13 protein-coding genes and 1 pseudogene are annotated in these 12,436 nt (G+C 69.2%); 9 read left to right on the top strand and 5 right to left on the bottom strand.

Features of this window, described 5'->3' with window-relative positions; all coding sequences use genetic code 11:
* Position 1: 1 nt before the first annotated feature.
* Both FOH10_RS31855 and FOH10_RS31850 read right to left on the bottom strand, forming a co-directional pair.
* Complete coding sequence (locus FOH10_RS31855; protein WP_143983421.1) at positions 2-799, bottom strand: MerR family transcriptional regulator; 798 nt, start codon at positions 797-799, stop codon at positions 2-4.
* Positions 796-1,302 carry a VOC family protein gene (locus FOH10_RS31850; RefSeq protein ID WP_143983420.1) on the bottom strand — a complete coding sequence of 169 codons (507 nt, stop codon included), beginning with the start codon at positions 1,300-1,302 and terminating at the stop codon, positions 796-798. The genes FOH10_RS31855 and FOH10_RS31850 overlap by 4 nt, the downstream gene beginning before the upstream one ends.
* A gap of 145 nt (positions 1,303-1,447) precedes the next feature.
* On the opposite strand from FOH10_RS31850, the gene FOH10_RS31845 reads away from it, so the two are divergent.
* On the top strand, positions 1,448-1,801 hold the full coding sequence (locus FOH10_RS31845) for a hypothetical protein (RefSeq protein WP_029932418.1): 354 nt from the start codon (positions 1,448-1,450) through the stop codon (positions 1,799-1,801).
* A 31-nt stretch (positions 1,802-1,832) separates the two neighbouring features.
* On the opposite strand, the gene ddaH is transcribed toward FOH10_RS31845, so the two are convergent.
* A complete protein-coding gene (gene ddaH / locus FOH10_RS31840) occupies positions 1,833-2,690 on the bottom strand; it encodes a dimethylargininase (RefSeq protein ID WP_186000643.1) in 858 nt (285 codons plus the stop codon).
* Between the two features lie 138 nt (positions 2,691-2,828).
* Between ddaH and FOH10_RS31835 the strand changes: the two genes are divergently transcribed.
* Positions 2,829-3,266, top strand: coding sequence for an Lrp/AsnC family transcriptional regulator (locus FOH10_RS31835; RefSeq protein ID WP_143983419.1), 438 nt, complete (start codon positions 2,829-2,831; stop codon positions 3,264-3,266).
* Positions 3,267-3,318: 52 nt separating this feature from the next.
* On the top strand, positions 3,319-4,326 hold the full coding sequence (locus FOH10_RS31830; protein WP_029932421.1) for a zinc-binding dehydrogenase: 1,008 nt from the start codon (positions 3,319-3,321) through the stop codon (positions 4,324-4,326).
* A gap of 10 nt (positions 4,327-4,336) precedes the next feature.
* Here the strand turns inward: FOH10_RS31830 and FOH10_RS31825 are convergent, their stop codons facing one another.
* Positions 4,337-5,398, bottom strand: a complete 1,062-nt coding sequence (locus FOH10_RS31825; protein ID WP_143983418.1) for a metallophosphoesterase — start codon at positions 5,396-5,398, stop codon at positions 4,337-4,339.
* A 101-nt stretch (positions 5,399-5,499) separates the two neighbouring features.
* On the opposite strand from FOH10_RS31825, the gene FOH10_RS31820 reads away from it, so the two are divergent.
* The 6 genes and pseudogenes from FOH10_RS31820 to FOH10_RS35970 form a co-directional block, all read left to right on the top strand.
* Positions 5,500-6,855, top strand: coding sequence for a DUF445 domain-containing protein (locus FOH10_RS31820; RefSeq protein ID WP_143983417.1), 1,356 nt, complete (start codon positions 5,500-5,502; stop codon positions 6,853-6,855).
* A 66-nt stretch (positions 6,856-6,921) separates the two neighbouring features.
* Positions 6,922-7,713 (top strand): TIGR03084 family metal-binding protein, encoded by a 792-nt coding sequence (locus FOH10_RS31815; protein WP_143984441.1) that lies wholly within the window; start codon positions 6,922-6,924, stop codon positions 7,711-7,713.
* 332 nt (positions 7,714-8,045) lie between these two features.
* Complete coding sequence (locus tag FOH10_RS31810) at positions 8,046-8,981, top strand: hypothetical protein (protein ID WP_143983416.1); 936 nt, start codon at positions 8,046-8,048, stop codon at positions 8,979-8,981.
* A gap of 10 nt (positions 8,982-8,991) precedes the next feature.
* Positions 8,992-10,176: an L-2-hydroxyglutarate oxidase gene (lhgO, locus tag FOH10_RS31805; protein WP_143983415.1), complete on the top strand. Its 1,185-nt coding sequence runs from the start codon at positions 8,992-8,994 to the stop codon at positions 10,174-10,176.
* A 95-nt stretch (positions 10,177-10,271) separates the two neighbouring features.
* Positions 10,272-10,772 carry an SRPBCC family protein gene (locus tag FOH10_RS31800; protein WP_029932427.1) on the top strand — a complete coding sequence of 167 codons (501 nt, stop codon included), beginning with the start codon at positions 10,272-10,274 and terminating at the stop codon, positions 10,770-10,772.
* 10 nt (positions 10,773-10,782) lie between these two features.
* A pseudogene (locus FOH10_RS35970) lies at positions 10,783-11,304 on the top strand (ribonuclease H family protein); the annotation flags it as partial.
* A 238-nt stretch (positions 11,305-11,542) separates the two neighbouring features.
* Here the strand turns inward: FOH10_RS35970 and FOH10_RS31790 are convergent.
* Positions 11,543-12,394, bottom strand: coding sequence for a hypothetical protein (locus FOH10_RS31790; protein ID WP_143983413.1), 852 nt, complete (start codon positions 12,392-12,394; stop codon positions 11,543-11,545).
* Between the last annotated feature and the right edge of the window lie 42 nt (positions 12,395-12,436).

The raw sequence follows: 12,436 nt of genomic DNA, 5'->3' as shown, positions 1-12,436 counted from the left end.
CTCACTCCCAGACGGCGGTTTCCGGGTCGATGCCGTGCGCCCGGGCATTGCTCTCGACGATGGCGCGCAGCCAGGCGGCCAGACCGGGCGCCATGGCGTCGTAGTAGGCCGCGAAGCCCGGATCCTCGGTGTAGCCGCGCGCCAGCAGCACGTGCATGGAGTGGGTGCAGTGGAAGTACGCGCACAGGGAATCGCGATGGCGTTCGGCAAGTTCGGCGGCCGCGGCGCTGCCGGGGGCGACGCCCGCGCGGAACGCTTCGGCCAACTCGGCGTGCAGCGCCTCCACGGACGCGACTATGTTTCGCCACTGTTCGGGCGAGCGTTGCGCCGACTGTTCGGCGTACTGCGCCCACTGCGGCGTGTCGCCCCAGCGTTCCCGCGCCTCGCCCACCCAGGCCGGTTTCCAGTCACCGCCGAATATCGCCACCTGCTCTTCCGGGGAGAGCAGCAGCCCGGACTCGCGGGCTTCGATCAGCCGATCCAGGGCCGTGCTCATGCGCTGTAGTTCGGCAATGCGCTCACGCAGATGATCCCGTTGGCGCAGGAGCGATTCCAGGGCGTCGTCGGCGTCGGCCTCCAGTAGCGCCGCGATCTCGGTGAGGGGCACGCCGAGCTCCCGGTAGACCAGCACCCGGTGCAGACGGGCCAGATCGGCGGACGTGTAGAGGCGGTAGCCGGAGCCGCTGCGCTCGGAGGGGCTGACCAGGCCGATGGAATCCCAGTGGTGCAGGGTGCGGACGGTGACGCCGACCAGGGCGGCGACGGCACCGACCGTGAGAGCCCGCTGGGGTTCGGTCACTCGGATGGCCCTTCGATTCCGACGGAGCGCAGATATTCGGCGGAGGCGCTGTTCGGATCGTACGGACGTGCGGCGGTCATGATCACACGGGCGCGCTCGGGGGTGACGACCTCGAGTTCGACCGAGTTCCAGGGCATGACGCGCGGCCCCGTGGTGCAGCCGGGCAGCAGCCGCTCACACGCCTGGGCGATCCCGTCGAGCTGCCCGAGCACACAGGAGAACGTGACGCTCTGCACCGGTGCCGCGGCCGGTGGTTCGCCCGGAACCAGCAGCACGTCCTGGAACATCCAGCGCCGCAGGTGGGTGACCTGCCCGGGCACGGTGAACAGGTCGAAGAAGCCGAGGCCACGCTCCCAGAAGTCCACCGACGCGGACAGGTCCGAGGTCGGCAGGGTGACGAACATGGGCATGCCGTAGATACCGCGGAACAGTTCCGGCGGCTGGGCGTCCGGACCGGGCATGGGCACGGGGCTGACGTCGAAGGCGGGGTAGGTGTCTGTCATGACCACAGCGTCGGGCCTGACGTCGCGTGAGGGTCAAATCACGTCGTTTCCTGAGAGAAACCGTAGGAAACGCACAGGCTATGTCCAGACGCGCCGGGCACCCTGGGCAGTGATGGAACGTGCCGATGTGAGCTAGGGGTGCCGAATGGTCGAGCTGGAGATCGAGGGAACCACCGCGACGGTGCATGTCACCGGTACCCACCGGGTGCTGGCCCTGCGCGAACACGTGCGCTTCGACCTGGCCCACGTCACCGGGATCGGTCCCGCGCCGGTGGATATGCGGCCGCCGTGGCTGCGCGCGCCCGGCACCTTCTTCCCGGGTGTGATCGCCGCGGGCATCTTCCGGGGCAAGGGCCGCAAGGAATTCTGGGACACCCGCTTCGACGGCCGCGCCGTGCTCGTCGAACTGGCGGGCACCGACTTCACCCGCCTGGTCGTGGACGTGGAGGATCCGGAGGCGACCCTGCGCACGCTGACCCGCGCCGCCCGGGCCGCCTGAGGCCCGCCGGTGCCGATCAGATCGGATCGGATCAGGCCGGTGCGGCCCGGTGCAGCTCCAAGGTGCAGCATTTGACGCTGCCCCCGGCCTTGAGCAGCTCCGACAGGTCGATGCCGACCGGGTGGTAGCCGCGCTCGCGCAGCTGATCCGGCAGCGTCGTGGCGCGATCGGTCAGGAATACGTGGTAGCCGTCGCAGACTCCGTTGAGCCCCAGCACATTCGCGTCGGCCTCGGTGGCGATCAGGGCGTCGGGGAACATGGCGTGCAGCAGGCGCGCACTGTCCGCCGAGAAGGCCGGGGGATGGAAGGCGATGGTGTCGCCGAGTGGCATGAGCGCGGTATCCAGGTGATAGAAGCGGGGATCCACCAACTCCAGCGAAATCACCGGACGACCGAAGAACCGCTCGGCCTCGCGATGCGCGGCCGGTGCCGTGCGGAAACCCGTGCCCGCCAGGATGCGCCCGCCGACGACCGCGAAATCGCCTTCGCCCTCGTTGATTTCGGTCGCGGCGCGCACCCGGGTCAAGCCGCGGGCGCTGAACCAGCGGTGATAGGCCGGGCCCTCGGGCACCCGTTCGGCATTGGCGAAGCGGGCCGAGAGCGCCGCGCCGCCGACCACCAGGCCGCCATTGGCGGCGAAGACCATATCGGGCAGCCCCGGTTCCGCGGCGATGACGTCCACCCGATGGCCGCACCGCTCGTAGGCGGCGCGCAGGGCGTCCCACTGGGCCAGAGCCAGTGCCCGGTCCACGGGGGCGGAGACGTCCATCCACGGGTTGATGGCGTAGGTGACGTCGAAATGCTCGGGGCGGCACATCAGGTAGTGCCGGGAGATCGGGCGACGCGCGCCGGGGGGTTCGGGGGCGCGCAGCGTGGCTATCGAGGTCATCGACACTCCGTCCGAATCGGTGACACAGCAGTGATCACGACGGTATTGGGCGTATCGTTGCGTGGAAAACACTGATCTGTTGCGCAGATTCGGACAAGAACAGCGAATCATTGCGCACCGACGAAACGGACGGCGCCCGTGGACGAGATCGACCGCCGCATCCTCGCCCATCTGCTGCGGCACGCCCGCGCGTCCTTCCAGGAGATCGGCGCGACCGTCGGACTCTCGGCCCCGGCGGTGAAGCGGCGGGTGGACAAGCTGGTGGCGGGCGGCCAGATCACCGGATTCACCGCCCTGGTCAACCCGTCGGTACTGGGTTGGCGCACCGAGGCGTACGTCGAGGTCTACTACCGCGACAACATCACCCCGGCCGAACTCAAACGCAGTCTCGAACCCATCCCGCAGGTGGTGGGCGTGTGGACCATCGCGGGCGAGGCCGACGCGCTGGTGCACGTCATGGCGACCGATATGGCCGAGATCGAGCGGACCGTGGAACGCATCCGGGAGAACACCCGCGTCGGACGCACCCGCAGCAGCATCGTCATGTCCCGCATCCTGGAACGACCGCGCACCTGACCGCGTCGCGCATACGCTGGGCCCGGCGGGGGACGACCGTCGGAAGGAGCCGATGACCATGCTGGCCGCGCGACTACACCTGGGACCGCAGCGACGACTGGAACTCGACGAGGTGCCGGTTCCGGAGCCGGGCCCCGATCACGTGCTGATCAAGGTGGAGGCCGCGGGCGTATGCCTGTCCGACGTGCATCTCATCGACGGCACGCTGACCCCGCTGTTCCTGCAGGGCGACGTGGTGACCCTCGGGCACGAGGTCGCGGGCACCGTGCACGCGCTCGGCCCCGGCGTCACCACCGCCCGGGTCGGTGACCGAGTGGTGTTGCAGGCCGGGGAACTTCGCGACGGAGCCACCTTCACGCGGGGCGTGGACTACGACGGCGGCTGGGCCGAGTACACCCTCGCCCGCATCGACACGCTGGTGCCGATCCCGGACGATCTGCCGTTCGAGCAGGCGTGCTTCATCCCCGATGCGGTCTCCACGCCGTGGGCCGCCATCACCGCCACCGCCGAGGTGAAACCGGCCGAGCCGGTGGGTGTCTGGGGTGTGGGCGGGCTGGGCGTGCACGGGGTGCAGCTGCTGCGCATGATCGGTGCCGCGCCCATCATCGCCGTCGATCCGCTGCCCGCGGCGCGGGAACGGGCGCTCGAACTCGGTGCGGACCTGGCTCTCGACCCCGCCGATCCGGAACTGCGGCAGCGGATCTGGGCGGCGAGCGAGACCGGACTGGCGGCCGCCTTCGACTTCGCCGGGGTCGCGGCGGTGCGCGAACAGGCCGTGACCTGCCTGGCGCCGCAGGGGCGGCTGGTGCTGGTCGGGCTCACCGACAAGCCGATCACCATCAAGGGCGGCACCGCGTTCAGCTTCTTCCAACAGCAGTTGCGCGGGCATTACGGTTCCCGGCCGGAGCATGTGACCGAGCTGGTGCGGTTGCGGCGACTGCACCGGATCGACTTCGCGCGCTCGGTCAGCGCGGTGCTGCCGCTCGCGGACGCCCCGAAGGCCGTGCACGCGCTGGAGGCCAAGGAGGGCAATCCGATTCGGCTCGTCCTGAAGCCGTGATCGGGCCGGGCTAGGACAGGCGGCGCTGGAAGGCGGTGGTGCCCGCACCCGTGGCGAGGTCCACCGTCACCACGCTCAGGTCGGCGGCGGCGCGGTTCAGGTCCAGCACCATGAAGCCCAGGTCGTCGTAGTTCTCGTAGAGCGCGGGCGTCGGCTGCTGTCCACGCGCGCGGTCGCCGTGCACGGATTTGGCGGCCGCGCCGGAGATGAGCTGGCGGGTGCCCTTCGAGCCCGTGGTCGGGTCGAGGACCTGGAGCGAATGATCGTGGCCGGACAGGATGAACTGGCAGCGGCCCAGCACATGGTTCTCGAAGAAGCGCTGAACGTGGATCCCGTTGATGGGATCGATATTCAGGCCCTCGTAGTTCCCGGCGTTCCCGTGCGGGCCGTTGTTCAGGTACGGGTGATGCGTGCAGGCGATCTTCCACGTGGCCGGTGAGGCGGCGAGGGCGCTGTCCAGCCACGCGGCCTGCTCGGTCATGAACTGGCCGTCGGCCGCCCAGTAGGGCGCGAACAGCGGCGGCAGGTAGGCCGCGATGGGATTCAGATCCAGCACGAAGAATTCGACGACCGGATTCTCTTCGGGGACGCGCACCGAGTAGTAGCGGGCGGGCATGTACCAGCGGGCCGATCGCGCGTGATAGGCCACCTCGTGGTCGCCGCGCAGCAGCCAGCCGCCGTCGCCGGGCAGAATCGAACTGTTGTCGTGATTGCCCTGCACCATGAGCCAGGGGAAGTCGAGCCCGTGATTGGGATCCTCGAATTTCGCGGCGAACTGGGCGTCCTCATCCGACCAGGGGCCGTTCTCGTACACATTGTCGCCGAGCGCCAGGGCCAGCGAGAACGGAGTGCGGGCGTGCAGGACGCGAGCGGCGTCGGCGACCTGCCACTGCGGGCGGGCACCCGTGCCCGCGTCGCCGGTGACCAGAACGCGCAGCGAATCGCCGGTGGGGAAGGCGGCCTTGGTCACCACGGGAACCGGTGCGGCCTGCGCGGTCGCGGTTCCGGCCAATGTGGCGATTCCGGCGGCTGCGGTGGCTCCGGTGAGGAAGCCGCGGCGGTCCAGACTCATCCTGTTCACCCCTACCTCTCATAGCTTTGACACCACCCCGGCCCGGTGAGAGTGTTATGCGCACTATTTCTCACCCACCGGCACCGTAGGGGGACGCTGCGATGACCATACTGGCCTCGGGGCTCTTCATCGATTGGGAGCACCTCACCGGCCAGTCCAAACTCGTCGTCGACCTGGTGAGCTTCCCCCTGTTCAGTGCGGTGGCCGGCTGGCTCACCAACTGGACCGGCGTGCTCATGCTCTTCTGGCCGGTCTACTTCCGCGGCTTCCGGGTGCCGGGCCTGGATGTGCTCTATCCCTACTTCCCGCGCCGGGTGCAGGTGCTGCCCACCTTCTCCGGTGACGGCAGACAGCTCGGCTTCCAGGGCTTCATTCCCGCCCGCGCCGAGAAGATGGCCAGTATCTGCGTGGACAAGGCGCTCATGCGGATCGGCAGTCCGCGCGACTTCATCCACGAACTCGATCTGGACGGCATCGCCGACTACATCGCCGAGATCGCCCGCAAACAGGTGCAGCCCATCGTGGACGAGATCATGATGCGGGAGAACCCGGATCTGTGGGCCACCGTGCCGCGCGCGGTGAAGCAGATCATCTATCAACGGGTGGAACGCGAGCTGCCGCTGCTGTCCCGGCGGGCCTTCGATCACCTCGGTGACAATGTCGAACAGCTCATCGACATCAAGGATTTCGTCATCCGCTACCTGCGGGACAATCCGACCATCCTCAAGGATCTGACCACCACCATCGCCGCGCCGGAACTGCGCTTCATGGTGCGGATCGGCCTGCTCGGCGCCCCCTTCGGCCTGCTGCTGGCGCTGTACCTGCATGTGCACCACGACATTCCGGTCATCGGCTGGCTGCCCGGCTGGTTCGTGGTGCTGGTCGCCACGGCGGCCATCGGCGTGATCGTCAACGTGATCGCGGTGAAGATGGTCTTCGAACCCGGCGATCCGCAGCCGCGCTACAAGTACGTGTGGAAACAGGCGCTGCTGGCCAAGCGGCAGCCCGAGGCGGCGCAGGATCTCGCCAAGATCCTGGCCTACCAGGTGCTGACCCTGCCGAATCTGGCGAAGGAGCTGCTGGACGGACCCAATGGGGACAAGACCCGGCGGCTGCTGGAGCGGCTCATCTCCGATTCCATCCATCGACAGCTGGGGCCCACCCGGTCGGTGGTGCGGGCGGCCTTCGGACGGCGGCAGTTCGACAATCTGAAGGTCGGGGCGGTCGGCGCGGCGGTGGGGCTGGCCCCGAGCCTGGTCGAGGACGAAGCCTTCGCGGCCGAACAGGCCGAGAAGATCGACGAGTTCGCGGCCCGCAAACTCCAGCAGCTCACCCCCGGCGAGTTCATGGAGATGTTCTACGCCTCGGTGGAACAGGACGCCTGGTTGCTGTACCTGCACGGCGCGGTGCTCGGCCTGGGCGTCGGTGCGATCCACCTGATTCTGTTCGGCTGGTAGGGGCGGCCACACAAATACAAGCACGCATGCTTGCATTTTTCTCGGCGCACTGCGATGCTGACCGACATGGCCGACGTGGAGGCGCTGCTCGACGATTTCGCCGCCGAGTGCGCGGAGCTGGATGCACTGGTGGCGGATCTCGATCCCGCCGAGTGGGAGCGGGACACGCCCGCGCCCGGGTGGAGTATCGCGCATCAGATCGCGCATCTGACCTGGACCGACGAGGTGGCAGCAGTCGCCGCCACCGACCCCGAGCGGTTCGGGAAGCTGGTCGAGGAGGCCGGACCCCGCGCGCTGACCTTCGTGGACGAGGCGGCGGCGGAGAAGGCCCGCACTCCGGCGCCGGAACTGCTGGCCGAATGGCGTTCGCGCCGAACGGCACTGATCGACGCCCTGCGACAAGTGCCCGCGGGAACGAAGCTGCCCTGGTTCGGGCCGCCCATGAGTCCGGCGTCCATGGTGACCGCGCGCCTCATGGAGACCTGGGCGCACGGGCAGGACGTGGCCGATGCGCTCGGCGCGGTGCGCACCCCCACCGCCCGGCTGCGGCACATCGCCCACCTCGGCGTGCGCACCCGGAATTACGCGTACCTGGTGCACGGTCGCACCGCACCCGCCGAGGAGTTCCGGGTGGAGCTGACCGCGCCCGACGGCAGCCGGTGGGCCTGGGGTCCGGCGGACGCGACGCAGCGAATCAGTGGTTCGGCATTGGATTTCTGCCAGCTGGTGACCCAGCGCCGCCATCTCGACGATCTGGATCTCGCGGTGGTCGGTGACGATGCGGCCGAATGGCTGAGCCTCGCACAGGCTTTCGCCGGTCCTCCCGGAGCCGGTCGTACGGCGGGCCAGTTCGCCTGACCCGCCCTACGTTTCGACCTCCGACCGCGGCGTAGACGAGAGCGGGCGAGCGTCACTGTAGATGCGCCGTGCCTGGTGCCGACCGGACGCCGTTGGCCGGAGGTCTTCGTGGCAGTCGAGATGACGCTCGCCAGCTACCCGAATATTTACCCCGCCGTCAGACGGCGGAAACGCACTAATGCGTTCAGTTGTCGAGCTGTGATCCTGCTCTCACGAGGGACATGTGTAACCCGACGGCACCGTAACCTGGACGGGCGTACGACTTTCAACGGTGCGGGTCGTACGCCGCAGGGGAGCAGGGGGACGAGGGGAGATGGAAAGGACCGCACCAGATGTCGCACGATCCGGCGACGCGGGGCGCGGCTACCAGTAACACTCGGCGCGCCGCACAGATCCTCCGCCACACCGCCGTCGTCGGCGCGGGCATGGCCAGCATCGGCCTCACCGTCGCCGCGGGCACCTATATCGCCAACGAGCTACCCGGGGCACAGCGTCCCGACCCCGTCATCGCCGCACCACCCGCACCGCCGCACCCGCGCGGGGGCACCGGGACCGTCCCGGGACTGCCGGAACGCCCGGTCGTCACACCCATTGCCGAAAAGATCGAACTCGCTTCGCTTTTCGGTCCGCTGACCGACTCGCCGACCCAGTCGGCGGTGACGGCCGCGCGCCCCAGCATCCTGACCTCCGGCCAGCAGCCCGCGGATGGGCCCGGCCTGGCCGGACGCATTCGCGTGGGCGACACCTTCGTGGGTGCGCAGGTCGTCCCGGACCCACGCAATTCGGTCGCCATCACGGTGGACACCAATGTCTTCGGCACCGTCGCCGATCTGGTGCTGCCCGCCACCCGCGGCGATGGGATCGACCTCGGACCGGCCGGTACCACCCGACTGCACACCGAGCTCGACACCAAGAGCGGTGAGCTCACCCTCACGCTCTCCGACACCGAACTCGGCGAGGTCGGTGTGCGGCTGACCCGCTATCCGGCACCCGCCGCGGCGACCGCACCGGAACCGGCCGCGCCCCCGGGCACGGCGAACGCATCGGCCCCGCCGGAGCCGAACACCGCACCCGGCGGTGGGCCCGAGCCGGACACCGCGCCCGGCAGTGCGCCCCAGCCGGACACCGCGCTCGGGCACACCGGCGCACCCCAGCAACCCGTCACGGCCGAGGCTCCCGCCCCGGCCCCGGTCGCGCCCTTGGAAACCCGAGCCGAGCGGCCGCGCACCCCTGTCGCACCGGAGGTCGGCGACCTCACCACTGTGTGACACTTGCTGCGTGTACGACTACTGCGTGATCGGTGGCGGCATCGTCGGCGTGGCCACGGCCCACCGGCTGCTGTCCCGCCACCCCGGGGCGAGTCTGCTGCTGGTGGAGAAGGCCGCCGCGCTGGGCACCCATCAGACCGGGCACAACAGCGGCGTCATCCACTCCGGCATCTACTACGCGCCGGGCAGCCTGAAGGCGCGGCTGTGCCGGGAGGGGGCGCGGCGCACCAAGGAATTCGCGGCGGCACACGACATTCCGTTCCAGGTGTGCGGAAAACTGCTGGTGGCGACCGATTCCGCCGAGCATGCCCGGATGCTGGCGCTGTACGAGCGGGCGGTCACCAATGGCGTGGACGTGGAACTGCTCGACGCCGCCGAACTGCGGCGGCGCGAGCCCCGGGTGACCGGGGTGGGCGCGCTGTTCGTCCCCGACACCGGGATCATCGACTACTCCCGGGTGACGGCCGCGCTGGCGGCGCAGGTGCGGGCCGCGGGCGGCACCGTGATACTCGGCGCGGAGATCACCGCCATCGACGAAACCGGCGACGCGGTCACCGTTTCCGGCCCGGCCGGAAGTTGGCGGGCCCGGCGGCTGGTGGTGTGCGCGGGTCTGCAGGCAGATCGGCTGGCACGGCTGGCGGGCCTGCGGACCCAGCTGCGCATCGTGCCGTTCCGGGGCGAGTACTACCAGCTGCCGCCGGCCCGCAAAGATCTGGTGCGCACCCTCATCTATCCCATCCCGGACCCCGAATTGCCCTTCCTGGGTGTGCATTTGAGCCCCACCATCGACGGCGACCTGACCGTCGGGCCGAACGCGGTACTGGGCCTGGCCCGCGAGGGCTACCGCAAGGGCAGCGTCGATCTGCGTGATGTGCGGGAGATCCTGGGATTCCGGGGTTTTCACCGGGTGGCGGCGGCCAATGTGCGGACCGGCGTTCGGGAGCTGCGCAATTCGCTGTTCAAGCGCGGCTACCTGGCCGAATGTCGGCGCTACTGCCCGGAGCTCACGCTCGACGACCTGCTGCCGCGCGAGGCGGGCATCCGGGCGCAGGCGGTGCTGCGCGACGGCACGCTCGTCCACGACTTTCTGCTCGAGAAGACGGAGCGGTCGGTTCACGTCCTGAACGCCCCCTCACCCGCCGCGACATCGGCGCTGCCCATCGCGGCTCACATCGTCAATGAATTGGACGGTTGATCACATATCGGGAATGCGGCAAAGGCTCGGTAACCCTGACAATAAAGAGGACGGATGTAGTACTTTTAACCGCAGCCGTGGGACAGGGAGCACCTATGGGCCATATCAAACTCGCGAGCGACGTCGGAGCGCCCGTGGAGGTCGCGTTCAGATACACGGACAACCATCAGTTCGTGCCGGACTGGGCCTTCGCCGTCGCCGCCTTCGAACCCGTCGGGGAGACCGACCACGGTGCGGGGGCGACCTTCGCGTGCACCCTCCGGGTGGGCCCGTGGCATCCGACGGTCGAGTGTGAGATCACCGAGTACCGCCGCAACGCGGTCATCGAGTACACACTCCGCAGGCGCCGACCGGGGAAGGCGGCGCCTGCGGACTCCCCGCTCGCGGTGATCAGCCTGCGATTCGATCCACTGGGCTACGGTCGTTCGGTGATCACCTCCGAGGCGGAGTATTTCAAACCGCCAGGTCTTCTAGGCCGCCTGTGCTCGCGAATGCTGCATCCGGCCGTACAATCGGCGGTGCGACGGACCGAATCGCAATTGCGAAGGGAGATAGAGGGATTCCACGGAACGGATCTTGTCGGCCGGATTGCGTAGGGTGCCAAGCATGATCATCGTGAGCACCGACGGATCGTGCCTGCGTAACCCGGGTGGCGCCATCGGGTGGGCCTGGGTCAATCACGCGGGCGGATCGGCCAGTGGCGGGGCTCCCACCGGCACCAATCAGATCGCCGAGCTACGCGCGCTACTCGAGGCGGTACGCGCCCATCACGGATCCGAACCCCTGCTCATCGAGAGCGATTCCCTCTACGCCATCAAATGCGCCTCGGAGTGGATCAACGGCTGGCGACGCAATGGCTGGCGCACCTCCACCGGTGGCGCGGTCAAGAATGTCGAACTCATCCGCCTGATCGACGAGGCCATCTCCACCCGCCCCGGGCCCGTGCGCTTCCGCTGGGTCCGCGGACATGTGGGCAACTACTTCAACGAACAGGCCGACACGCTGGCGGGCCAGGCCGCGCGCAAGGTGGCCGCGGGCGCGCTGCCCGATCCGGACCTCCCCGAACCGGACCTCGCCGAACCCGCCGCGGCGGAGTCCGCGACACCGCCCCAGACCCGCGCCGCCGACGCCACCCCGCCGACCACCCCGATTCCGGTGGTGCCCGCCCATGCGGCGACCACGGCCGCGACCGTGGCCGATCCGGCCGCATTGCAGGACACCATTCCCGCCCCGCCGCCGATGCGCCGCCGACCGGCCACCGCGGCACCCGACCCGGACGCCCTGACGCTGTTCTGAGGCGACCGCCCCCGGACGACAGACGCCCCACCCGCCTGGTTGCGAGTGGGGCGTCCGCTTTCGGGTGTGGTCAGTTACCGGGTGCCGGGGTCTCGGCGTCGGGGGCGGGCTGCTCGGGCTCGGTCTGGTCGGGCTGCGGGCCGGTGGGGGCGACCGGGTTCAGGCCCTTGAGCGTGGGGGAGTCGAAGTTGGCCACCAGCCACTTGCCGTCCTTCTTCTCCATCTCCGCCACACCGGGCACGGTCAGCATGTCCGGCTGCGGCACCACCGAATTGGAGCGGACCTGGGTGATGATCAGCACGATGGACGCCTTGTTCTCGTCGCCGGACTCGTAGGCGCAGTGGATCTCGTCCAGGGTGGAGCGGGCGTTGACGCTCTTCATGGCCGTTTCGAGGGTGTCGGCCGCACCGCTGAAGAACTGGCCCCACTGTCCGGTGGACCGCGACTTCACATTGTCGAAGTAGTCGCCCAGATTCGCGGCGTCATAGCTGGAGACCGCCTTGCCGAATTCGCAGGCGGCCGCGGTGGCCTCGTCGCGGGCGGCGAGTTCGTTCTCGTGCGTGCGGTTCTGCAGGAAGAACCACACGCCGGTGGCGATGGCCGCGACCAGCAGCACACCCGCGGTGAACGCGGCGATGAGCGGTAGCGACCCACCACCCGATCCGGCACCGGCGGCGGGGGCCTGCGGAGCCCGCGGCGGGGGCGGCGGAGTCGGCTGGGCGCTCTTGGCTGTCGAGACCTTCGCCTCGGCGGCCTTGGGCTCGCCCGCATCGGCCTTGCTCAGATCGGCCTTCGGCTCGGCGGCGGGCTCGGCGGCGGCCTCGATCTTCTCCGTAGCAGCAGTGTCGGCGCTGCCCACGGCATCGGCCCCGGCCGTCGAATCGTCTTCGTTTGTCTTCTTCTGGGCAGCGTCATCCGACATGGAAATTGCTCTCACTTTTCCCGGTGCGCTGCGGACGCACCG

The sequence above is a fragment of the Nocardia otitidiscaviarum genome (assembly GCF_007362295.1).
In the GTDB taxonomy this organism is placed as follows: Bacteria; Actinomycetota; Actinomycetes; order Mycobacteriales; family Mycobacteriaceae; genus Nocardia; species Nocardia otitidiscaviarum.
Note: the sequence above shows the minus strand (reverse complement) of the source record. Positions and strands in the feature narration are given on the sequence as shown.